We start from the raw sequence: 20,713 nt of genomic DNA on the forward strand, positions 1-20,713 counted from the left end.
GGTGGGGGCGGGGGCCCGGGTAGGGGCGGGGGCCCGGGTAGGGGCGGGGGGCGGCGGGGACCCTGGGGCGGGGGCGAACGGATCCCGTAGGGGGTGCAGGGGCCCCCTGCGGGGCCTCAACGCGGCCGGGCCGCAGGGTATTCCGGCGCCCCGCCGCCCGCCCGGCTCAGGCCCGCCGGAAGCTGAGGGTCTCCCCCAGGGCGCCGGCCCGCCACAGGTCCTGGCAGGCGTCGGCCATCCGGTCCAGGCCGTCCACCACCGCGCCCCAGACGATCCCGGGCACCCAGCCCGCGTCCCCGTTGATCAGCAGGTTGTTGCGCTCGTAGAAGAGGGCGAGGTCGACGACGGTGGCCCGGCCGCGGTGCTTGGCCTGCGACTCGTAGCCGTAGGAGGCGGTGCCCAACTGGGTGTCGCTGAAGGTGAAGTAGCACAGGTCGCCGGGGATCGGGGTGATCGTCGGGTTCTCCAGCGGGGGCTCCTGGGGCGCGAACGGCGGGACCAGGGCGTAGATCTCGTTGCGGGCGTACTTGGCGTGGTAGACGTCGCCGCCGAGCGGGAGGGCGTCCCAGACGGCGGCGCAGGTGACGGGGGCGCGCTCGTCGAGCAACTTGGCCGTGCAGCTGACGCCGCGCTTGTCCAGGGAGACTTCGATGAAGCGATCGGTCATATCCCGAGCGTAGGGGGCATTACCGGCGTACGGAACAACTCCCGCGGCGCTGTGAAGGGCCGGAAACGATCGGCATAGGTGTGAACGCTTCGGGTAGCCGCGCGCCCATGCCTCCCAGACCGAGCACGACCTCAGACAATCAGGGCCCACCCCGAGGACGCACCCCCCGGAGACCCGACATAACCGGACAACGATCCAGCGGCATCCGCCGCCGCACGCTGCTCGCGGGGGTAGCGGCGCTCGGCGCAGCGGGTGCGACGGCCGCGGCGGGCGGTTGCAGCCGGGTGCCGCCCGCGGACGCGGCCGGCGGCGGGCGGCTCCTGGAACGGCTGCGCCGCAAGGGTTCGGTCACCCTGGGCCTGGCCGGTGAGCAGCCCTACGGCTACATCGGCACCGACGGCAGGATGACCGGCTCGGCACCCACCATCGCAAAGGTGATCTTCAAACGGCTCGGCGTCCCGCGCGTCGAGCCGTTCCCGACCGACTTCGGTTCGCTGATCGTCGGCCTGAACTCCCAGCAGTTCGACGTGGTCGCCGCCGGCATGTACATCAACCCCGAGCGGTGCGCCCAGGTCATCTTCGCCGACCCCGAGTACCAGATGCTGGACGCCTTCATCGTCCGCCGGGGCAATCCGCTGAGGCTGCGCACCTACAAGGACATCGCCCGGACCGGGGCCCGGATGGCCACCGGCGTCGGCTACGCCGAGATCGGCTACGCCAAGGAGGCCGGGGTCCGGGACATCACCACGCTGCCGGACCAGTTGGCGGGTCTGCTGGCGGTCGAGCAGGGCCGGGTGGACGTCTTCGTCGGCACCGCCGTGACGGTGCGCAACGTCGTGCGGCAGTCGGGGACCACGCGGGCCGAGGCGACCCCCGAGGTCACCCCGTACGTGCGGGGCAAGCCGGTGATCGACGTCGGCGCCTTCGCGTTCCGCACCCCCGAGACCAACCTCCGGGACGCGTTCAACCGGGAACTGCACCGGATGAAGCGGACCGGGGAACTCCTGGACCTCATGCGGCCCTTCGGCTTCACCGCCCAGCAGATGACGAAGATCACCGCCAAGGAGAAGTGCCGGTCATGAGCGACCTCACCTGGGGGCTGTGGGAGCTCCTGATCAGCGGCGTGTGGGTCACCGTCCAGCTGACCGTCTACAGCGCGGCCCTGGCGGCCGCCGTCGCCTTCGGTATCGGGCTCGCGCGCACCCACCGGCGGTGGGTCGTGCGGTTCCTGTCCGGGGCCTATTTCGAGATCTTCCGCGGCACCTCCGCGCTGATCCTGATGTTCTGGATGTTCTTCGTGCTGCCGATGGGGTTCGGCTGGCAGCTGGTCCCGATGTGGGCGGCGGTCCTCACCCTGGGCCTGACCTACGGGGCGTACGGCTCGGAGGTCGTCCGGGGCGCGATCGCCGCGGTGCCGGCGGCCCAGCGCGAGGCCGGGGTGGCGCTGAGCTTCTCGCCCGGCCAGCAGCTGCGGAAGATCGTCCTGCCGCAGGCGTGGCCGGGGATGGTCCCGCCCTTCAACAACCTGCTGATCGAGCTGCTCAAGGGCACCGCGCTGGTGTCGATCCTGGGCGTCGGCGACCTCGCGTTCGGCGCCTCCCTGGTGCGCAACGCCACCGCGCACAGCGCCCCCGTCTACACGATCATCCTGGTGCTGTACTTCGTCCTGGCGTTCGTCCTGACCCGCGGGATGCGGGCGGTGGAGCGGCACGCCAAGGCGGGCGTCGGCCAGGCCCCCGGCCGGCGGTCGCCGCTGCGGCTGCGGAGCGGCCCCAGCGGCCCGGCCGTCACCGGCACCGCGGCCCCTGCGGAAGGTGACGCCCGATGAGGTTCGACTGGTCCGCGGTCGGCGCCTTCCTGCCGACGTTCGCCAAGGGGCTCCTGGTCACCCTCCAGGCGCTGGTCCTCGGTTCGCTGATCGCCTTCGCGCTCGGCCTGGTCTGGGCGCTGGCCCAGCGCTCGCCGCTGAAGGCGGTGCGCTGGCCGGTGACGGCGTTCACCGAATTCGTCCGCAACACCCCGCTGCTGGTGCAGCTGTTCTTCCTGTTCTACGTGATGCCCGAGTGGGGCCTCACGCTCAGCGCCCTGGCCACCGGCGTGATCGGGCTGGGCCTGCACTACTCGACGTACACCGCCGAGGTCTACCGCTCCGGTATCGACGGCGTCCCGGCCGGCCAGTGGGAGGCGGCGATCGCGCTGAGCCTGCCGCGCCGCCGCACCTGGACCGCGGTGATCCTGCCGCAGGCGATCCGCCGCGTCGTCCCGGCCCTGGGCAACTACGTCATCGCGATGCTGAAGGACTCACCGCTGCTCTTCGCCATCGGTGTGCTGGAAATGCTGGGCGAGGCCCGGCAGTTCTCGTCCCAGACCTTCCAGACCGTCGAGCCGTACACGGTCGTCGGGGTCGCCTTCATCGCCCTCGCCTACCCTGCTTCCCTTCTCCTGCGAGCCCTGGAGCGCCGCCTTGTCCGCTGACCGCAGCACCCCGAACACCCCGCCGGCCGCCGGCGGCGCCGCGTCCTCCGGCGGCCCGGCCCCGGCCGGGGACACCGAGCTGATCCGCTTCGACGCGGTGACCAAGCGGTTCGGCGCGCACACCGTCCTGGACGCGCTGGACATGAAGGTCTACTCCGGCAAGCACGTCACCCTGATCGGCCCGTCCGGCTCCGGCAAGACCACCATCCTGCGGCTGCTGATGACGCTGCTGAAGCCGGACGAGGGCACCATCACGCTCGGCGGCCGCTACCTCACCCACGAGGAGAAGGGCGGCAAGCTCGTCCCGGCGAGCGACCGCTACAGCCGCGAGGTCCGCAAGAACATCGGGATGGTCTTCCAGCAGTTCAACCTCTTCCCGAACATGAAGGTGCTGCGGAACCTCACCGAGGCGCCCGTCCACGTCCTCGGCCTGGACAAGGACGCCGCCGAGGAGCGGGCCCGCGAGCTGCTGGAGCTGGTCGGCCTCACCGCGCACCTGGACAAGTACCCCTCGCAGCTCTCCGGCGGCCAGCAGCAGCGGGTGGCCATCGCCCGGGCGCTGGCGATGCGCCCGCAGGTGCTGCTGCTGGACGAGGTGACCTCGGCCCTCGACCCGGAGCTGGTGGCCGGCGTCCTGGACCTGCTGCGGGACATCGCCCGCTCCACGGACATCACCATGCTCTGCGTGACGCACGAGATGACCTTCGCCCGGGACATCTCGGACTGCGTGATGATGTTCGACGCGGGCCGGGTCATCGAGTTCGGACCGCCGGAGCAGCTCTTCACCGACCCGGTCCACGACCGGACCCGGGAGTTCCTGAGCGCGGTGCGGTAGGCCGGGCCGCGCCCGGGCGGCACCGCGGTGGGGCTTTTGAGCCGTTCCGCGGCCGCTGCGGCGGCAGGGGCCGCTGTGCCGTACGAGCCGTACGGAGCGAGCGGGGCGGCTGGGCCGCGTGCGCTCTGCCGTGTCGCACGGGCCGCGGAAAAACCGGACGGCACGTCAACTTCGCACGTCACCGGGGCCCGTCAACCCCGGGCGCCGGCGGCCCCGCCGATGTCCCGCCGACCGCCGTTACCGCCGGTCGGCGGGACATCCCACCACCTGGGCATGACTCCGGTATATGCCGGAGTACAGGGCGCCTGCACAGACGCGTGAACCGGCCCGGTTTTCGGTCAAGACCCTCTCCCCGGGGCCGGGTTGACCGCTATCGTGATACGAGCCCGTTGTCCGGAAGCGGTCCGCGCCCCGCGGCCTCGCGCCCGCCCACGACGGTCACGTCGCAAGCGGTACCAACCTCCTAGGGGGACACCGTGGCGCTGAAGCCCGAGCCGACCGCGCCGTTCCATTCGGTGCAGCACGCCCTTCGCGTACTCGAAACGATCTCCCGGCACGCCAACGGCGTGACCGACGTCCAGATCGCGCGCGAAACCGGTCTGCCGACAGCCCACCTCAGCCAGCTGCTGTCGATGCTGCGCCGCGAAGGGTACGCGCAGCAGCTCGCCGACGGGGCGTACGCCGTCGGCGACGCGCTGCTGCTGCTCGGCTCGGGGGCGGACCGCGGCCGCGCCCTGCGCGACAAGCTCCAGCGCACCCTGGACCAGCTGCGCGATTCGGTCGGGGCCGCGGTCTACATCAGCCGCTACATCGACGGCGAGGTCAAGATCACCCACTACGCCGACGGGCCGCTGGTGCCCAAGGTCAACGAGTGGGCCGAGTTCCGCCGCACCGCGCACGCCAGCGCGGTCGGCAAGTGCCTGCTGGCCCAGCTCGACCACGACGGCCGGATGGACCACCTCTCGCGCCACAAGACCGCCCGGCTCACCTCCCGGACGATCACCAACGAGAAGGTGCTGTTCCACAAGCTCGACAGCCAGCCGCCGACCGTGCCCGTCCTGGACCTCCAGGAGTACGCGGTGGGCACGGTCTGCGCCGCCGTCCCGATCACCGCCGGGAAGACCGTCGGCTGCCTGGCCCTGTCCATGCCGCTGGAGAACGCCCACCGCCTGCGCCAGGCCGCCGACACCCTCAACCGCAGAGCCGCGCCGGTGCTGCTGTCCCTGGCGATCTGAGGCGGCCCCGGCCGCCGGAGCGGCCCGGTTCCGGGGGGGGGCCGACGGGCATGATCAGCGGGGTGGTCATGAGCACCCCGTTCGACCAGGTAGTATTTCTTTCGTCAGCGCGCGCCGCTAGCTCAGTTGGTTAGAGCAGCTGACTCTTAATCAGCGGGTCCGGGGTTCGAGTCCCTGGCGGCGCACGTAGGACCGAGGCCCCTCGCCATGGCGGGGGGCCTCGGTCGTGTGCGCGGACGGCGCCGGGGGTGGTGGCGCCGTCCGGGGTCAGGACAGGTCGACGTCCGAGCAGGCGTAGAAGGCGTTGCCGGTGTCGGCGATGTTCCACACGCCCAGGATGAGGTGGCGCCCCGACTTGAGGGTGGGGACGGTGCCCTGGTGCTGGACCGTCTCCCCCGGCCGGGCCCCGCCCATCGGCACCGTCATGAACGGCTCCGGTTCGAGGTCGGCGCGGGTCAGCGGCTTGCGGGGGTCGTAGCCGTCCTTGGTGATGAAGTACTCGAAGTCGGTCGTCGCGTGTCGGGCGGTGAGCCGCCAGGTGAAGGTGTAGCCCTGCCCCGGGGAGAGCTTGGTCGCGGGCCAGGCGCCGCCGCGCGGGTCGTCGAGCGGGGCGAAGTTCTCGTGCCCGCCCGAACAGATCTTTCCGTCGGCCGGCCCGGCGGCCGGGAATCCCTTGGGCGCCTCGACGCTCTGGGGTTCGTACTGGATCGCACCACAGTCCTTGACAGTGCCACGGGCGCAGAGCGCCTGACGACTCGGGGGTGCGTCGCTGTAGCCGTGGCTGGAAGCGCTGCCGGTCGCCAGAAAGGAGGCGCCGGCGATACCGAGGACGACCACGGCGGCACTGAGCTTCTTACGCAGCATGCTTCGCTCCTGGGGGTGTGGGGGTGGGAGGGGAGTGACGGGGGAGCTGCGAGGGGCGTGCGGTCCAGACCAATGGGGAGCGTAGTGAGGGGAGTTGAGGCTGTCCAGACCATGGCGCGGACCGGTCGGGAAGGTGACTGTCAGTGTCCGTGTGAGGGTGGCGGGTATGACGACGACACCTGATGGACGCCCCGTTCCGCCCCGCAGGCCGGGGAGCGCGAGACGCGGGAGCGCTGGCGGGCGGAGGTCGCCCGGAGCAGGGAGCTGATCGCCGGTGCGACCCTGGACGACTGCGGGGTGCTCTCGGAGGGGGAGGCGGGGCACGTCGGTGCGCAGGGGGTGTCGCTGCGCTGGATCCTGGTCCACATGATCGAGGAGTACGCCCGCCACAACGGGCACGCCGATCTCCTCCGCGAGTGCGTCGACGGGACGACGGGCGCCTGAGGCGCCAGGGGGTGTCCGCAACGTCGCGTCGTTCGCCCGGAGGGCGGCCGGGCTCCGGACGGCAGACGGGACTGTGCGGACACCCCCCACGGCCCGGTCGGCTCACCCGCCCGGCCGGGCCGTGCGCCCCGGGCCCGGTGTCAGGCCGCCGCGCCCAGGGGGCCGGGGGTGGGGGCGGCGGCGGTGTTGACCAGGGCGGCGTAGGTGCGGCGGAGGGCGATGAGGGATTCCTGGGCCTCGCGGTAGACGGCGGCATCCGGGCCGCCGCGGTGGGCGAGGGTGCGTACGGGGGCGCAGTGGCGGTCCATGGCGCTGAGCCAGGCGCGGTGCTGGGCCGGGAGGTGGCGGCGCAGGTGCTGGCGGCGGCCCTCGCCGAGGCGGCGGCCGCCGATGCCGAGGACGGCGTCCGCGGCCTGGAGGACCGGCGGTTCCAGGGCGCCCTGTTCGGCGAGGGCGCCGAGGACGGCGCGCTGCTGGTCGGTGGCGGGGGCCGAGGCCAGTTCCGCCGCCTCGGAGTGGAGTTGGGCGCGCAGCGCGTGCTGGATGCGGACCAGGCGGCGCAGCGCCGTCGGGGTGGAGGAGTCGTCGGGGGCGCGGCCGGCCAGGGTGTCGGCGAGGCGGAAGAGCCAGATGCCGTGGGCCTCCAGGCGGGTGGCGGCGAGCATCAGCCGGTCCAGGCGGCTCAGCGGCTCGCCCTCCGGGGCCCAGCGCACGATCGGCACCAGCTGCTCGGTGCGGGCGAGCTGGTCGATGGGGATGTGGCGGCGGGGCTTGCGCTCGGGGGCCCAGTTGTGGAGCGCGAGGGTGGGCAGGGCGACGAACTGGTCGTGGTCGATGCGGTGCGCGATCGCCGCCCAGAGTTCCAGGAACGCCTCGTTGGCGACCTCGCGGGCGGCCGGCGCCTGCGGGTCGAGGGCGCCCCACCCGCAGGACACCGCGAGGACGGCGATGCGCATCGCGGCGGCCTCGGCGTTGCGCGGCGAGAGGCGCGAGACGCGCTGCCGCAGGGCGGCCAACTCCTCGGCGCGGTCGGCGCGTTCGATGACGGCGACGGCGGTGGCGCGGTCGGGGGCGACGGCCGCCGCGCGGGCCATGGCGTCGAGCCGGGTCCACGTGCCGATCATGGAGCGGACGGGGGGCCGTTCGGGGAGGAAGCCGTGGGCGCAGGGGTCGTGGGCGGCGGGGGCGCCGGCCGGGTCGCCGTCGGGGGACGCCGCGGACGGGGCGTCGGCCTCGGTCGCCTCGGTCGCGGGGCCGGCGGCCGGACCCGCGGGGCGGCCCTGGGCCGGGATGCGGAGGGCGGCCGGGCCGCGGGCATCGGTGCCGCGGGCGCCCGGGCGGTCCGCGGGGCGCGGGGCGGTGGCGGTGCTTCCGGGTGCGCCGGGGGCGGCGGCCGCGGCGAGGCGGGTGTCGGGCGTCGTCGTCATGGGTGTGGGAGTCATCAGCACTTCCCCGCCAGGAGGCGGGCCAGGTGGGCGTCCATATCGAGATAGCGGTGCTCGCGGCCGGGCGGGACGATGGCCGCGGTCTGTTCCAGCCAGGCGGCGAGCTCGGTGGCGCGGACGGCGAGTTCGCAGACGCTCTCGTCGGTGGAGAGCTCGATGTGTACGCGGCGGGGGCCGCCGGGGCGGCGGGCCGGCCAGACCCGCACGTCGCCCTCGCCGACCGTGCCGCACAGTCCGCCGAGCAGCAGATCGCGGGCGAACAGCCAGGTGGCGACGGTCTCGCCACGGCTGAGGAACGCGACCTCGACCTCGTAGGGGCGGTCGCTGCGGTAGCTGAAGCGGCCGGCCACCGGGACCGTTTCGTCCGGCCCGAGGAGCAGCTGCATCTCAAGGGTGCGCTTGGCTGTCGACACCACGGCGGTCAACCTTTCCGGAGAGGGGCGAGTCCCGGGGCCCCGGGTCGGGGCTCGCGTACTGGCAGACGTCGGCTCGCGGGATGGGGTTGCAGGCGACGGCGGAGTAGTGATGGACGCCATGATCGGCGGGGTGGGCGGGGGCCGGGGCGCGGGCCCGGTGGCCGGGGCGGGCCGGGGGTGGTGGTTCCCGGGAGTGCCATGCCTGTTCTCCTCCGGGCGGGCTGCTCGTGGGGGCGGGCGCCCCGGCGTCGGCCCTGCCGCGCCCGGCGCTGGGCTCAGCCTCTCAACCGGCCGCCGATAGCGCATGTTGACGGGGCAACTGCCGCATCACGGCCATGGACCCGATCCTCACAGACACCTACGGGTGGGCGCCCGGGCGAAGGTCCCGGGAGGGCGGGACTTCCGACCCGGGCGGGCGGAGGTGCGGTGGAGTAGCAGGCGGATGGCGCGGGTGTGGTCGGGCACGGGGCGGGTGCGGCTCCCCGGGGCCGGGGGTGGCGTGTGAGGGGGATCACGGGGGCCGGAGGCGTGGGGGGCGCTTTCCCGGGTACGGGCCACCCCCGGAGTTCGTGTAGAGTTTTCTTCGTCAGCGCGCGCCGCTAGCTCAGTTGGTTAGAGCAGCTGACTCTTAATCAGCGGGTCCGGGGTTCGAGTCCCTGGCGGCGCACGTAGGACCGAGGCCCCTCGCCATGGCGGGGGGCCTCAGTCGTGTGCGCGGACGGCGGCGGGGCGTCGGCGGCGGGGAGCTGTGCGGGGCCGGCGCCGACCGGGTCGCCGCCGGTGCACAGGCGGCACAGCAGGAGCAGGACGGCCCAGGCGAGGCCGGTCAGGAGCCGGGGCGCGGCGGACGCGGCGCGCGCCGGCCCCTCCCCCGCGGCGCTCGCGGGCCCCCGGGCCGCCGTGGCCCCCGGGGCCGCCGTGCTCCGCATGGCCGCCGGGCCCCTCCCGCCGGCCCCCCTGACCTCCGTGAGCTCAGCTTTCGTCGGCACCGCCGCTCCCCTGGCGCTGGCGGCGGAGGCGGAGTCTGAGGCGGAGCAGCTGGCCGGCGATGACCAGGACGGCGCCGCCCGCCAGGACCAGGCCGACGGCGGAGGTGCTGCTCAGCTCGTGGCGGGTGGCGGGCCGGTGCGGGGCGAGGCGGGGCGCGGTGCGGGCGCCGGGCGGGGCGAGGGACCGGGCGGCGGCCGGTGCCGGGCCGGCTGCCGCTGCTGCGGGGGCGGCGGCCCTGGTGGCGGGGGTGCCGCGGGCGTCGGCCGCGTACGCGGGTGCCGTCGACACCGCGCACGCCGCGACCGCGGCACAGAGGGTGAGCTGCGGTGAGCGCATGGTGTACCTCCGGTTATTCCGAAGGTCCGCCGGGGGGCCGCGGCCCGCATCCGGGGCGGTGCGGCGGTGCGCCGTTCGGGTGACGGGCGGGGCTTCCGGACCGGGCCCGGCGGGGGCGGCGCGGGAGTCGGCGACGGGGAGGGGCCGCTCCGGGCCCCCGGGTTTCCGCGCTGCCGGCTTCCGGGCACCGCTGACTAGGCTGTCAGCGTCGCGGCACGGAGTCGTCCCGGCGCCCAGCAAGCCCCTGCGTACAGGAGACCGGCAACATGGCAGAGCGTAAGCCCATCGAATCGTGGCTCACCGACATGGACGGGGTGCTGATGCACGAAGGCATCCCGGTGCCGGGGGCGGATGCCTTCATCGGGAAGCTCCGGGAGTCCGGCCGGCCGTTCCTGGTCCTGACCAACAATTCGATCTACACGGCCCGGGACCTGCACGCGCGGCTGAACCGCATCGGGCTGGAGGTTCCCGAGGAGAACATCTGGACCTCGGCGCTCGCCACCGCGAAGTTCCTGGACGAGCAGCACCCGGGCGGTTCCGCCTACGTCATCGGCGAGGCAGGTCTGACGACCGCTTTGCACGACGTCGGGTACGTGCTGACGGATACGGAGCCGGATTTCGTGATCCTGGGCGAGACGCGGACGTACTCCTTCGAGGCCATGACGAAGGCGGTCCGGCTCATCAACAGCGGCGCGCGGTTCATCGCCACCAACCCGGACGAGACCGGCCCGTCCACGGAGGGCGCCCTCCCGGCGACGGGGGCGGTGGCCGCCCTGATCACGGCGGCCACGGGCAAGAAGCCGTACTTCATCGGCAAGCCGAACCCGCTGATGATGCGGACGGCGCTCAACACCATCGGCGCGCACTCGGAGACCAGCGCGATGATCGGCGACCGGATGGACACCGACATCCTCGCCGGGCTGGAGGCCGGGATGGAGACCTTCCTCGTGCTCACCGGCCTGACGGCCAAGGACGACGTCCGCACCTTCCCGTACCGCCCGACCCACATCCGGAACTCGGTCGCCGACCTGGTCGACCTGGTCTGACCGGGGAGGCTCTCCGGCCGCCGCGGGCGGGCGGCCGGGGCGCGCCGTCCCGTTCCTCCTCGCCGCGGCGGTTCCGCGGGGACCGGGGGCCGGCCGGGGTCAGCTCCCGGTGGCGGTCTTCCAGGCGCTGATGTAGGTGTCGAGGTTCTTGTCGATGTCGTTCCAGTCGGGCTGGAAGACCTCGACGCCCTTCATGATCTTGGCGAGGGCGGTGGCGTTGGGGTCGGTGGGGTGGACGTCCCGGCGGGCGGCGAAGCCGCCGCCGATCGCGGAAACCTCTTCCTGGACGGGCTTGCTGAGGAGGTAGTCGAGGAACCGGCGGGCGTTGGCGGCGTGCGGTGCGTTGCGGACCAGGCCGGCGGCGTAGGGCAGGGCGAAGGTGCTGGGGCGGGCGCCGGGGGCCGCGGCGGGGAAGAAGATGCCCTGGTGGGGCATGGACTTCAGGTTGGCGTAGTTCATCTGGACGTCGCCGTTGGCGATGAGGAGTTCGCCCTTGTCGGTCTTGGGGGCGAGCTGGCCGGTGGAGGAGGACGGGCCGACGTTGTTGGCCTGGAGCTTCTTGAGGAAGGCCATGGCCGGGCCCTGGCCGCCGAAGTCGTGCAGGGCCTTGATGAGGACGGCGGTGCCGTCGCCGGCCACCCCCGGGGTGGAGTACTGGAGTTTGCCGGCGTAGCGGGGGTCGGTGAGATCCTGCCAGGTGGCCGGGGGCCGGGGGACTTCCCTGGTGTTGTGGATGAAGCAGAAGTAGTTGTTGACGACGGCCGTCCAGCGGCCGCCCGGGTCCTGGTCGGCGGCGGCGACGTGTTCGGCGCCCTTGGGGCGGTAGATGTCGAGGAGGCCCTTGCCGTCGGCCTGCTGGATGAACGGCGGGAGGGTGACGAGGACGTCGGCCTTGGTGTTGGTGCGTTCCCGGGCCAGGCGCTGGACGGCGGCGCCGGAACCGGATTCGACGTAGTTGACCTTGATGCCGGTCTGCTTCTCGAAGTCCTTGAAGACCTTGTCGTAGAAGCCGTCGCCCTGTTCGCTCCTGAGGCCGTCGGCGCTGTAGACGGTGATCTCCTTGGCGTTGGGGTCGGCGGCGGAGGTGCCGCAGGCGGTGAGGGCGGCGGCGAGGGCGAGGACGGCGGCGCCGGCGGTGAGCGGGCGGCGGCGGGCGGGGCGGCGGGGCATGGCGGGCTCCTGGGTGGGTGCTGCGGGTTGCGGGGGCGCGGGGGGCGGCGCGGGGTCAGCGGTAGGCGGCCTTGGTGCGGAGGCGGGAGACGCCGAGCAGGACGAGCAGGGTGGTGGCCATGAGGAGGACGGCGAGGGCGGCGCCGGTGAAGAGGGAGCCGCGGTCGGTGGCGGCGAAGATCTGGACGGGCAGCGGCACCCAGTCCGGGGGGTAGAGCATCATCGTGGCGCTCAGTTCGCCCATGGACAGGGCGAAGCACAGGCCCGCGGCGGCGGTCAGGGACGGCAGCAGCAGGGGGATCTTGATCCGCCACAGGACGGTGGCCGGGCGGGCGCCGAGGCCGGCGGCGCTCTGCGCGTAGGCCGGGTCCAGGCGGGCCAGGGCGGCGGTCACGGACTGGTAGGCGAAGGCGGTGACCAGGACGGCGTGGGCGGTGATGACGATCTGCGGGGTGCCGTTGAGGAGGAACGGGGGGCGGGAGAAGGCGACGAGGAGGGCGAGGCCGACGACGACGGAGGGGACGGCGACGGGGAGCAGGAAGAGGGTGTCGAGGAGGCGGCGGGCGCGGCGGCCGAGGCGTTCGGCGGCCAGCGCGGCCCAGGTGCCGGTGATCAGGGCGGCGGCGCCGGCCGCGAGGGCGGTGAGGAGGCTGGTGGCCAGGGCGGCGGGGGCGCTGCCCCGGGCGAGGTCCCGGTAGTGCGCCAGGGTCGGTGCGGAGGGGAGGGCTCCACTCCAGCCGCCGGCGAACGAGGCGGTGGCGATGACCAGCAGCGGCAGGGCGAAGAGGGGGACGAAGAGCAGGAAGAACACCGCGTGGATGACCCGGCGGGCGGCGGCGCTATGGACGAGCACGGGAGGCACCTCCGGGGGCGGCGGTGGCGGGTACGGGGGCGGGGGCGGTCCGGGCGGCTCGGCGGCGTCCGGGGTGGGCGGTGCGGCCGGTGCGGCGGGTGCGGCCGGTGACGGTGCGGTAGAGGGCGTAGAGGGCGGCGGAGAGCGCGATGTTGACGACGGCGACGACGCAGGCGCCGGTGTAGTCGCCGTCGAGGATCGCCTTGGAGTAGACGAGCACCGGCAGGGTGACGACGTTCTTGGCGCCGGTGAACAGCACGATCCCGAATTCGTTCAGGGACATCACCAGGACGAGGGCGCCGCCGGCCGCGAGGGCGGGCAGGGCCTCGGGCAGGATCACCGTCCGCACGATCCGCGCGGGCCGGGCGCCCAGCGAGCCGGCAGCCTCCAGCTGGGCGGTGTCGACCTGGGCGAAGGCAGCGAGCAGGGGGCGCATCACGAACGGGGTGAAGTAGGTGACCTCGGCGAGCAGGACGCCCCAGGGGGTGTGCAGGAAGTCCAGGGGGCCGTGGGCGGCGCCGGTGGCGTCGGTCCACAGGCCGTTGGCGATACCGGCGGTGCCGTAGAGGAACAGCAGGGCGAGGGTGATCAGGAAGGAGGGGAAGGCGAGGAAGAGGTCGATGAAGCGGGCCAGGGCCTTGCCGCCGGGGAACGGCACGAAGGCGATGACCAGGGACAGCGCGAGGCCGAGGAGGAGCGCGCCGAGGGTGGCGCCGGCCGCGATCAGCACGGTGGTGACCAGCGCGTCCTGGAAGGCGGCGGTGGTCACCACCGCGGTGTACGGGGCGGTGGTGGGGCCGCCGCCGTCCTCCGGGGTGAGGGACTGGCCGACGACGAGGGCGAGCGGGTAGAGGACGACGGTGGCGAGGGCGGCGACGGGCGGCAGCGCCCACAGGGCGGCGCGGCCCGGGCGGGGGCGGTGCGGGTCAGGCATGGTGCGGTCCGCCGTCCGTGCCGTCGGCGGGCCGGTCGTGGGGGCCGTCCGGGGCGAGGCCGGCCGGGATCAGGGAGGCGTCCTCGGGGGCGAAGTGCAGGGCGAGTTCGGTGCCGCAGGGCGGGACCGCGCGGAGCTCCGGCAGGTCGGCGAGGAGGCGGTGGCCGCCGGCGGTGAGGTGCAGCCGGTGGGTGGCGCCGCGCCACTGGACCTCGGTGACGGTGCCGCGCAGGGTGTTGGCGCGCGGTCCGGGGCCCGGCTGCGGGGTGAGCAGGTGCGGGCGGAGGCAGAGGGTGGCGGTGGCGCCGGGGGCCGCGCCGCCGGTGGGGACGGCCAGGGGGTGGCCGGCGAAGTCGACGGCGCCGTCCCCGCGGACGGTCACCGGCAGCAGGTTGGCGGTGCCGACGAAGGAGGCGGTGAAGGCGGTGCGGGGGGCGCGGTAGAGCTGCTGGGGGGTGCCGCACTCCCGGAGCCGGGCCGATTCCAGGACGGCGATCCGGTCGGCGAGGGTGAGCGCCTCGACCTGGTCGTGGGTGACGTAGAGGAGGGAGACGTCGGGCAGTTCGCGGTGCAGGCGGGCGAGTTCGGTGAGCATGCCGGAGCGCAGCTGGGCGTCGAGGGCGGACAGCGGTTCGTCCAGCAGCAGGACGCCGGGGCGGATGGCCAGGGCCCGGGCGATGGCGACGCGCTGCTGCTGGCCGCCGGAGAGTTCGCGGGGGTGGCGGTCGGCGTGGCCGGCCATGCCGGTCATCTCCAGGGCTTCGGCGACCCGGCCGGGGATGTCGGCGCGCGGGGTGCGGTGGGCCTTGAGGCCGAAGGCGACGTTGCCGGCGACGGTCATATGCGGGAAGAGCGCGTACTGCTGGACGACCATGCCGATGCCGCGCCGGTGCGGCGGCAGGGCGGTCACGTCGCGGCCGCCGATCAGGATGCGGCCGGAGACCGGGCGGACGAAGCCGGCGACGGCCCGCAGCGCGGTGGTCTTGCCGGAGCCGGAGGGGCCGAGCAGGGCCATCACCTCGCCCGGTTCGACGGTCAGGTCCAGGGCGTCGAGGACGGTGTGCTCGCCGTGCCGGCCGTGCGCGACGGTGACGTGGTCGAAGCGGATGCCGGAGGGTGCCGGCGGGGCGGCGGGGGCGGCGGGCCGGGCGGGGGCGGGCGCGGCGGTGGGGGCGGGCATCTCACACCACTCCCAGCAGAGCGGGGAGTTCGGCGACCGAACCGAGGACGTGGGTGGCGCCGGCGGCGGTGAGCCGGCCGGTGTCGTGGGCGCCGGTGAGGACACCGGCGACGACGGTGGCGCCGCTGCGGCGGCCGGCCAGCATGTCGTAGGAGGTGTCGCCGGCCACCGCGACGTGGCGGACGTCGTCGGCGGCGCCGGTGCGCAGCAGGGCGGAAAGGACCATGTCGGGGTAGGGGCGGCCGCGGCCGCCGGCGTCGGCGGGGCAGAGGGTGAGCGGGACGAGGTCGTGCCAGCCGAGGGCGCCGAGGAGGGCGTCCTGGGTGGTGCGGGCGAATCCGGTGGTCAGGACGACGGTGCGGCCGGCGTCGCGGAGTGCTTCGATGGCGGCGCGGGCGCCGGGGACGGGGGCGATCCGGCCGGCGTCGACGAGTGCCCCGTAGGCGGTCTCGAAGGCGCGGTTGGCGCGCCGGGCCGCGTCCTCGGTGGCGTCGGGGTCGCCGCCGGGGTCGGCGAACAGGTGCCGGAAGACGGAGATCTTCGATTCGCCCATGGTGGCGCGGACGTGGGCGAGCTGTTCGGCGTGGCGGGGGCTGCCGGGTTCGACGCCCATGTGGCGGGCGGCGGCGTCGAAGGCCAGCTCCACCAGCCCGCCGTCGGCGACGGTGGTGCCGGCCATGTCGAGGACGACCAGGCGGATGTCGGCGGGGCGCGGGGCGTGGTCGGGGTGGGTCGGGGGGTTCGTCAACGGGTTCACCATCCCAGGGCGTCGGCGGTGGTTTCGGCGATGGCCGGGGAGCAGGTCATCCCGCGGCCGCCGGGTCCGGTGACCAGCCAGGCGGCGTCGCCGACCTGCTGGCGGTGGACGACCCGGGCGGGGTCGGTGCACTGGGCGTAGACGCCGGCCCAGCGGTGGCGGATGCGGGGCAGCGGGCGGCCCAGGACCGCCTCGACGACGCCGGTGAGGTGCTCGTAGGGCTCTTCGACGGTGTCGAAGGCGAAGGGGGTGTCGTAGGCGTGGGTGTCGCCGATGGTCAGACCGCCGTCGGCCCGCTGGACCAGCAGCAGCTGCATCCTGTGGGCGGCGGCGGTCGGGGCCTGGGCCTGGGTGGCGTTGAGGGCGTCCAGGGCGGGGCCGCGGTAGGCGGGGTAGTAGCGGAAGCTGTCGGCGTCGGCGACGGAGGTGGGAAGGGGTTCGCCGAGCGGGTCGGTCTGCATCATCTGGAGGCGGACCCGGCGGACCGGCAGGTCGGGGGCGAGTTCGCGGACCAGGCCGCCGAGCCAGGCGCCGGTGCAGAGGACGACCGCGTCGCCGTGGTGGGTGGTGCCGTGGTCGTCGCGGACGGCGCCGCCGCCGGGGAGGTCGCGGACCTCACGGCCGCCGAGGTAGGTGTAGCGCCCGGAGGCCAGCAGGGCGTCCTTCAGGGCGCGTTGGGCGACGCGCGGTTCGACGGCGGCGTCCCGGGCGCACCACAGGGCGCCGGTGAAGTCGCCGCGCAGGGCGGGGTTGAGGGCGCGGGCGGCGGCGGGGTCCAGGAGGCGGTAGCCGCGGGCGGCGGCGTCGGGGCGGCGGGCGGCGGCCTCGGCGACGGCGTGCTCGGCGTCGGTGCGGACGACGGTCAGGGAGCCGGTGGCGCGGAACCCGATACCGGGGACGCGGGCGCCGATGGCTTCCCAGAGCGTGCGGGCGCGCAGCGCGGTGTCCAGTTCCTCGCCGCCGGCGCGGCCGCTGACCCAGATCTGCCCGAAGTTGCGGACCGAGGCGCCGCGGGCCTCGTCCTCCCGTTCCAGGTGCAGGACCTCGTGGCCCCGTTCGATGGCGTGCCAGGCGTGCATGGTGCCCAGCACGCCTGCTCCGACGACTATGACTCGCATGCCCCGAACGGTCGCGGCGGCGAGTGGCGCCCCGGCATCGGCCCGGCGACGCGCCGGTTAACGCGCCTCCAAACTTGGCCTAGACCCGTTACCATTTCGTGACCCGAACCCGTGGTGTGACGGGTCGTCCGGCACCCTCGCGGGTAGGCATACCGACCGGGGGCCCACCCTCCCCCTAGGGACCGCCGCCCCTCCCCCCTTACGGGCCGCCGGTGCGCCCCAGGTGGGCGGTGAAGGAGAACCGGTCGCCCCGGTAGAGCGAGCGGACGCGTTCCAGCGGGCGGCCCTCGGTGTCGCGGGACAGGCGGTGGATCAGCAGCATCGGCAGCGCGCCGGGCGTGCCGATCAGCAGGGCCTCGCGCGGGGTGGCGAGCACGGTCTCCAGGCGTTCGTCGGCGTCCCCGAAGCCGATGCCGAGCCGCTCGCGGAGGTAGGCGTAGAACGACGAGTCCGGTGCGAAGTCCGCATCCAGGTCCGGGACCCGGGCCACCGCGACGTAGGTGCTCTCCAGGCCGACCCGCTCGTCGTCGGCGAGCAACACCCGCTCCAGGTGCCACACCGGGTCCCCCGCGGCGATGCCCAGGTCGCGGGCGAGCGCCGGCGGGCCGGGGAAGCGGTCGAGCGAGACCAGGTGCCGGCCGGGCGTGCGGCCCTGGCGGCGGACGCCCTCGGTGTAGCTGGCGAGCGACAGCGGCTGCTCCATCTTGGGGCCGGCGACGACGGTGCCGCGCCCCATCCGGCGCAGCCGCCCCTCCAGCACCAGTTCGCGCAGCGCCTGGCGCAGGGTCTCCCGGGACACCTCGAAGCGCAGCGCCAGTTCGCGTTCGGCGGGCAGCGGTTCGCCCTCGCCGAGCTCCGCCAGCAGCGCGGCGAGGTCCACCTTGGCCGCGTAGTACTTGGGGATGCGTCCGTGCTCGGGGATGCCGGACCGGACGGGTGCGCCAGGATCCTGGCCGTACGGGAACTCCACCCGGCGATCTTCGCACCGGCGCGCGCCCGGCGGTGCGCCGCCCGCGGTTCGGGCGCAACCCCGTACCCCGCCGGCCGTCCCGTGCAAGGCCGGCCCCATGCTTGATCACCTCGGGATCCAGGTGTCCGGCGTCGCGGCCGGTGCGGGGTTCCACGACCGGGTCCCCGCCCCGCTCGGCGGTGCCGGTGTCACGGACTTCGGGCAGGTCATCGGCTACGGGACGGACGGGCGGCCGGCCCGCGAGGTGCATAGCGCGCTGACCGCGGCCGACCGCGCGGCGGTGGACGCCTTCCGTGCCGCCGCGGTGGCCGGCGGCGCCACCTCCCTGCACGCCCCGCGGGTGTGACCGGAATACCACCCGGCCCCTTACGGCGCGTTCGTCCGCGACCCCGGCGGCACCGACGTCGAGGCGGTCCGCCACCGGCCGGAGCAGCCCGCCGGGCTCAGCGGAACAGGCCCGCCAGCACCAGTTCGGCCGCGCCGTCCGCGACGGTCCGCGGCCCGCCGCGGGCGAGCGCCACCGGCACCGCCGGCGCGCCCCCGGCCGCCGGGACCGGGCGGCCGCGCAGCGCCGCGTACCCGTCGAGGACCCGGGCCACCCCGCCGCGGAACTCCTCCGGGTGCGCCAGGACGGTCCGGCCGCCCAGCAGCACCCGGTCGACGTCGAGCAGTTCGACGAGGTTGGCCGCGGCCACGCCCAGCACCCGGGCCGCGGCCGGCAGGTCGCCGCGGGCCACCGCGGCCAGGCACAGCGCCTCCACGCACCCCCGCCGCCCGCACGCGCACCGCGGCCCGTCCAGCTGCACCACCTGGTGGCCGAACTCCCCGGCGCCGGTGCGCGGGCCGCGGTGGAGCGCGCCACCGAGGACCAGCCCGGCGCCCAGCCCCGTCCCCAGGTGCAGGTAGGCGAACGAGCCGCCGGCCTCCTCCGGGGCGCGGGCCAGGCCGAGGGCCGCCGCGTTGGTGTCCTTGTCGAGGACGACGGGCAGGCCGAGGCGGTCGGCGAGCGCGTCCCTGAGCGGGAAGCCGTCCCACTGCGGAGCACCGGTGACCTGCCGCAGGACGCCCGCGGTGTGGTCCAGCGGGCCCGGGCAGGCCACCCCCGCGCCGAGCACCGGCGGGCCGCCCGCCTCCGTCCGCAGCGCCGCGACCTCGCCGGCCGCGGCGGCCAGCACGGGGCCGGCGCCGGCGGCGAGGTCCAGCGGCGCCCGGCGGACGGCGACCGGGCGGCCGGTGAGGTCGGCCAGCACGCAGGTGATCTCGTCGCGGTCCAGGTGGACGCCGACCGCGTGCCGGGCGCCGGGGATCAGCCGCAGGACGGTGCGGGGCTTGCCGCCGGTGGACGCCCGGCGGCCCGCCTCGGCGGCCAGGCCCTCGTCCCGCAGCCGGGCGGTGATCTTGCTGACCGCCTGCGGGGTCAGACCGGTCCGCTCCGCCAGCTCCAGGCGGCTCGCCCCCGCCTCCCCCGCCGCCCGCAGCAGCCCCAGCACCAGCGCGGTGTTGTGCCCGCGCACCGCCAGGAGGTTGGCGCCGGGCGCCCCCGCCCGCACCCCGCCGCCCCGGTAATCGCCCTCATCGCTCCCGCTCACACCCCCATTCTCCGCACCGCTTGCACTTACGCAACAGCGTTGCCAAAGTGGAGGGCATGACCGCCCCCGAAGCACCCACCGCCCCCTTCCGCGTCGGCCTGATCGGTTACGGCCTGGCGGGCTCGGTCTTCCACGCCCCGCTGATCGCCGCCACCGACGGGCTGCGGCTCGACACCGTCTCCACCCGCAGCCCCGAACGGCAGCAGCAAGCCCGCGCCGAGCACCCGCAGGTCCGCACGGTCGCCACCGCCGACGAGGTCCTGGACCGGGCCGCCGCCGGCGACCTCGACCTGATCGTGCTGGCCTCGCCCAACAAGACCCATGTGCCGCTCGCCACCGCCGCCCTGGAGGCCGGCGCCGCGGTCGTCGTCGACAAACCGCTGGCCGCCACCGCCGCCGAGGCCGAACGGCTCGCCGCGCTCGCCGACCGCCGCGGCCTGCTGCTCTCGGTCTTCCAGAACCGCCGCTGGGACAACGACTTCCGCACCCTGCGCGCCCTCCTCGCCGACGGCGCGCTCGGCGACGTCCTGCGCTTCGAGTCCCGCTTCGAACGGTGGCGGCCGCGGCCCAAGGGCGGCTGGCGCGAATCGGGCGACCCCGCGGAGCTCGGCGGCCTGCTCTACGACCTCGGCAGCCACCTCGTCGACCAGGCCCTGACCCTCTTCGGCCCGGCCGTCTCCGTCTACGCCGAGGCCGACGTCCGCCGCCCCGGCGCGGAGGCGGACGACGACACCTTCCTCGCCGTCACGCACGCCGGCGGCGTCCGCTCCCACCTCTGGGTGAGCGCCACCACCGCCCAACTCGGGCCGCGCTTCCGGGTCCTGGGCAGCCGCGCCGGCTACGTCAAGTACGGGCTCGACCCCCAGGAAGCCGCCCTGCGCGCGGGCCTGCGACCCGGCGTCCGCGGCGCCGCGGACGCCGGGGACGCCGGGGACGCCGGGGACGCCTGGGGCGTGGAACCGGAGTCCTGCTGGGGCCGGCTCGGCGCCGGCGAGTCCCCGCAGACCGGTGGCGGCGAACCGGTGCCGACGTTGCCCGGCGACTACCCCGCCTACTACGCCGCGATCGCCCGCGCCCTGCGCGACGGGAGCGCCCCACCGGTCACCGCGACGGAGGCGGCGGCGGCACTGCGGGTGCTGGAGGCGGCCCGTGCGTCTGTCTCCGACGGGCGGGCGGTGTCCCTGGGGTGACCCACGTTTTCGGCGCTCCCGCCGTGCGGGGTGCTGTTGGTTGCGCCTCCGGCGCCCGGGCCCGCTCGCCTGCGCGGGGCGGTGCCCCGCTTCGCGGGGTGGGGTCCGCTTGCGCTTGGGCGGTTCCCCGCTGCGGGGGGCGGTTCCCCGCTTCGCGGGGATTGGTGCCGCTGCGCGGGGCTGTTCGGCAGCGGTGCCG

The 20,713-nt window shown here is 74.9% G+C and carries 21 protein-coding genes, 2 tRNA genes and 1 pseudogene; 11 read left to right on the top strand and 13 right to left on the bottom strand.

Translation table 11 applies throughout. The features are described 5' to 3' along the window. Positions 1–166: 166 nt before the first annotated feature. Complete coding sequence (locus MUU72_RS33400) at positions 167–667, bottom strand: DUF3830 family protein (protein WP_248017210.1); 501 nt, start codon at positions 665–667, stop codon at positions 167–169. Between the two features lie 107 nt (positions 668–774). Here MUU72_RS33400 and ehuB point away from each other — a divergent pair, with 107 nt between their 5' ends. From ehuB to MUU72_RS33430, 6 genes are all read left to right on the top strand, one after another. Then, positions 775–1,749, top strand: a complete 975-nt coding sequence (gene ehuB / locus MUU72_RS33405; protein WP_282505284.1) for an ectoine/hydroxyectoine ABC transporter substrate-binding protein EhuB — start codon at positions 775–777, stop codon at positions 1,747–1,749. Further along, positions 1,746–2,495, top strand: coding sequence for an ectoine/hydroxyectoine ABC transporter permease subunit EhuC (gene ehuC / locus MUU72_RS33410; RefSeq protein WP_248017212.1), 750 nt, complete (start codon positions 1,746–1,748; stop codon positions 2,493–2,495). Before ehuB ends, ehuC begins: the two co-directional genes overlap by 4 nt. Further along, complete coding sequence (ehuD, locus tag MUU72_RS33415; protein WP_248017213.1) at positions 2,492–3,142, top strand: ectoine/hydroxyectoine ABC transporter permease subunit EhuD; 651 nt, start codon at positions 2,492–2,494, stop codon at positions 3,140–3,142. Before ehuC ends, ehuD begins: the two co-directional genes overlap by 4 nt. Beyond that, positions 3,132–3,977: an ectoine/hydroxyectoine ABC transporter ATP-binding protein EhuA gene (gene ehuA / locus MUU72_RS33420; protein ID WP_372503294.1), complete on the top strand. Its 846-nt coding sequence runs from the start codon at positions 3,132–3,134 to the stop codon at positions 3,975–3,977. Before ehuD ends, ehuA begins: the two co-directional genes overlap by 11 nt. A gap of 476 nt (positions 3,978–4,453) precedes the next feature. Further along, complete coding sequence (locus tag MUU72_RS33425; RefSeq protein WP_248017214.1) at positions 4,454–5,212, top strand: IclR family transcriptional regulator; 759 nt, start codon at positions 4,454–4,456, stop codon at positions 5,210–5,212. A gap of 111 nt (positions 5,213–5,323) precedes the next feature. Continuing rightward, positions 5,324–5,397, top strand: a tRNA-Lys gene (locus MUU72_RS33430). Positions 5,398–5,479: 82 nt separating this feature from the next. Here MUU72_RS33430 and MUU72_RS33435 read toward each other — a convergent pair. Beyond that, the gene (locus MUU72_RS33435) at positions 5,480–6,073 is read right to left on the bottom strand and encodes a lytic polysaccharide monooxygenase auxiliary activity family 9 protein (protein WP_248017229.1); all 594 of its coding nucleotides are present in this window, start codon (positions 6,071–6,073) and stop codon (positions 5,480–5,482) included. A 204-nt stretch (positions 6,074–6,277) separates the two neighbouring features. Here MUU72_RS33435 and MUU72_RS33440 point away from each other — a divergent pair. Beyond that, positions 6,278–6,520: pseudogene (locus tag MUU72_RS33440) on the top strand (mycothiol transferase); the annotation flags it as partial. A 140-nt stretch (positions 6,521–6,660) separates the two neighbouring features. Here MUU72_RS33440 and MUU72_RS33445 read toward each other — a convergent pair. Together MUU72_RS33445 and MUU72_RS33450 are read right to left on the bottom strand one after the other, a co-directional pair. Further along, on the bottom strand, positions 6,661–7,962 hold the full coding sequence (locus MUU72_RS33445; protein WP_248017215.1) for a hypothetical protein: 1,302 nt from the start codon (positions 7,960–7,962) through the stop codon (positions 6,661–6,663). Then, a complete protein-coding gene (locus tag MUU72_RS33450) occupies positions 7,962–8,381 on the bottom strand; it encodes an SsgA family sporulation/cell division regulator (RefSeq protein ID WP_248017216.1) in 420 nt (139 codons plus the stop codon). The genes MUU72_RS33445 and MUU72_RS33450 overlap by 1 nt, the downstream gene beginning before the upstream one ends. 593 nt (positions 8,382–8,974) lie before the next feature. Between MUU72_RS33450 and MUU72_RS33455 the strand changes: the two genes are divergently transcribed. Beyond that, positions 8,975–9,048 (top strand) — tRNA-Lys (locus MUU72_RS33455). 305 nt (positions 9,049–9,353) lie between these two features. Here the strand turns inward: MUU72_RS33455 and MUU72_RS33460 are convergent. Then, positions 9,354–9,707 carry a hypothetical protein gene (locus MUU72_RS33460; RefSeq protein WP_248017217.1) on the bottom strand — a complete coding sequence of 118 codons (354 nt, stop codon included), beginning with the start codon at positions 9,705–9,707 and terminating at the stop codon, positions 9,354–9,356. 266 nt (positions 9,708–9,973) lie between these two features. Here MUU72_RS33460 and MUU72_RS33465 point away from each other — a divergent pair, with 266 nt between their 5' ends. Next, the gene (locus tag MUU72_RS33465) at positions 9,974–10,753 is read left to right on the top strand and encodes an HAD-IIA family hydrolase (protein WP_248017218.1); all 780 of its coding nucleotides are present in this window, start codon (positions 9,974–9,976) and stop codon (positions 10,751–10,753) included. Between the two features lie 99 nt (positions 10,754–10,852). On the opposite strand, the gene MUU72_RS33470 is transcribed toward MUU72_RS33465, so the two are convergent. The 7 genes from MUU72_RS33470 to MUU72_RS33500 all read right to left on the bottom strand — a co-directional run bounded on the left by MUU72_RS33470 (position 10,853) and on the right by MUU72_RS33500 (position 17,735). After that, on the bottom strand, positions 10,853–11,923 hold the full coding sequence (locus MUU72_RS33470) for a 2-aminoethylphosphonate ABC transporter substrate-binding protein (RefSeq protein WP_248017219.1): 1,071 nt from the start codon (positions 11,921–11,923) through the stop codon (positions 10,853–10,855). A gap of 55 nt (positions 11,924–11,978) precedes the next feature. Continuing rightward, a complete protein-coding gene (locus MUU72_RS33475) occupies positions 11,979–12,776 on the bottom strand; it encodes an ABC transporter permease (RefSeq protein WP_248017220.1) in 798 nt (265 codons plus the stop codon). Beyond that, a complete protein-coding gene (locus MUU72_RS33480) occupies positions 12,763–13,710 on the bottom strand; it encodes a 2-aminoethylphosphonate ABC transporter permease subunit (protein ID WP_248017221.1) in 948 nt (315 codons plus the stop codon). The genes MUU72_RS33475 and MUU72_RS33480 overlap by 14 nt, the downstream gene beginning before the upstream one ends. Continuing rightward, positions 13,703–14,890: an ABC transporter ATP-binding protein gene (locus tag MUU72_RS33485; RefSeq protein ID WP_248017222.1), complete on the bottom strand. Its 1,188-nt coding sequence runs from the start codon at positions 14,888–14,890 to the stop codon at positions 13,703–13,705. The genes MUU72_RS33480 and MUU72_RS33485 overlap by 8 nt, the downstream gene beginning before the upstream one ends. A 1-nt stretch (position 14,891) precedes the next feature. Then, on the bottom strand, positions 14,892–15,650 hold the full coding sequence (locus MUU72_RS33490; RefSeq protein WP_282505289.1) for a phosphonatase-like hydrolase: 759 nt from the start codon (positions 15,648–15,650) through the stop codon (positions 14,892–14,894). Further along, positions 15,644–16,765: a TIGR03364 family FAD-dependent oxidoreductase gene (locus tag MUU72_RS33495; RefSeq protein ID WP_248017223.1), complete on the bottom strand. Its 1,122-nt coding sequence runs from the start codon at positions 16,763–16,765 to the stop codon at positions 15,644–15,646. The genes MUU72_RS33490 and MUU72_RS33495 overlap by 7 nt, the downstream gene beginning before the upstream one ends. 199 nt (positions 16,766–16,964) lie before the next feature. Next, a complete protein-coding gene (locus MUU72_RS33500; protein ID WP_248017224.1) occupies positions 16,965–17,735 on the bottom strand; it encodes a GntR family transcriptional regulator in 771 nt (256 codons plus the stop codon). Between the two features lie 97 nt (positions 17,736–17,832). Between MUU72_RS33500 and MUU72_RS33505 the strand changes: the two genes are divergently transcribed. After that, a complete protein-coding gene (locus MUU72_RS33505; protein ID WP_248017225.1) occupies positions 17,833–18,081 on the top strand; it encodes a hypothetical protein in 249 nt (82 codons plus the stop codon). A 97-nt stretch (positions 18,082–18,178) separates the two neighbouring features. Here MUU72_RS33505 and MUU72_RS33510 read toward each other — a convergent pair whose 3' ends face one another. Next, the gene (locus MUU72_RS33510) at positions 18,179–19,324 is read right to left on the bottom strand and encodes an ROK family transcriptional regulator (protein ID WP_248017226.1); all 1,146 of its coding nucleotides are present in this window, start codon (positions 19,322–19,324) and stop codon (positions 18,179–18,181) included. A 56-nt stretch (positions 19,325–19,380) separates the two neighbouring features. Between MUU72_RS33510 and MUU72_RS33515 the strand changes: the two genes are divergently transcribed. Further along, positions 19,381–20,514 carry a Gfo/Idh/MocA family oxidoreductase gene (locus tag MUU72_RS33515; RefSeq protein ID WP_248017227.1) on the top strand — a complete coding sequence of 378 codons (1,134 nt, stop codon included), beginning with the start codon at positions 19,381–19,383 and terminating at the stop codon, positions 20,512–20,514. Positions 20,515–20,713: the final 199 nt, after the last annotated feature.

The organism is Streptomyces rhizoryzae (assembly GCF_023155275.1).
GTDB lineage: Bacteria > Actinomycetota > Actinomycetes > Streptomycetales > Streptomycetaceae > Streptomyces > Streptomyces rhizoryzae.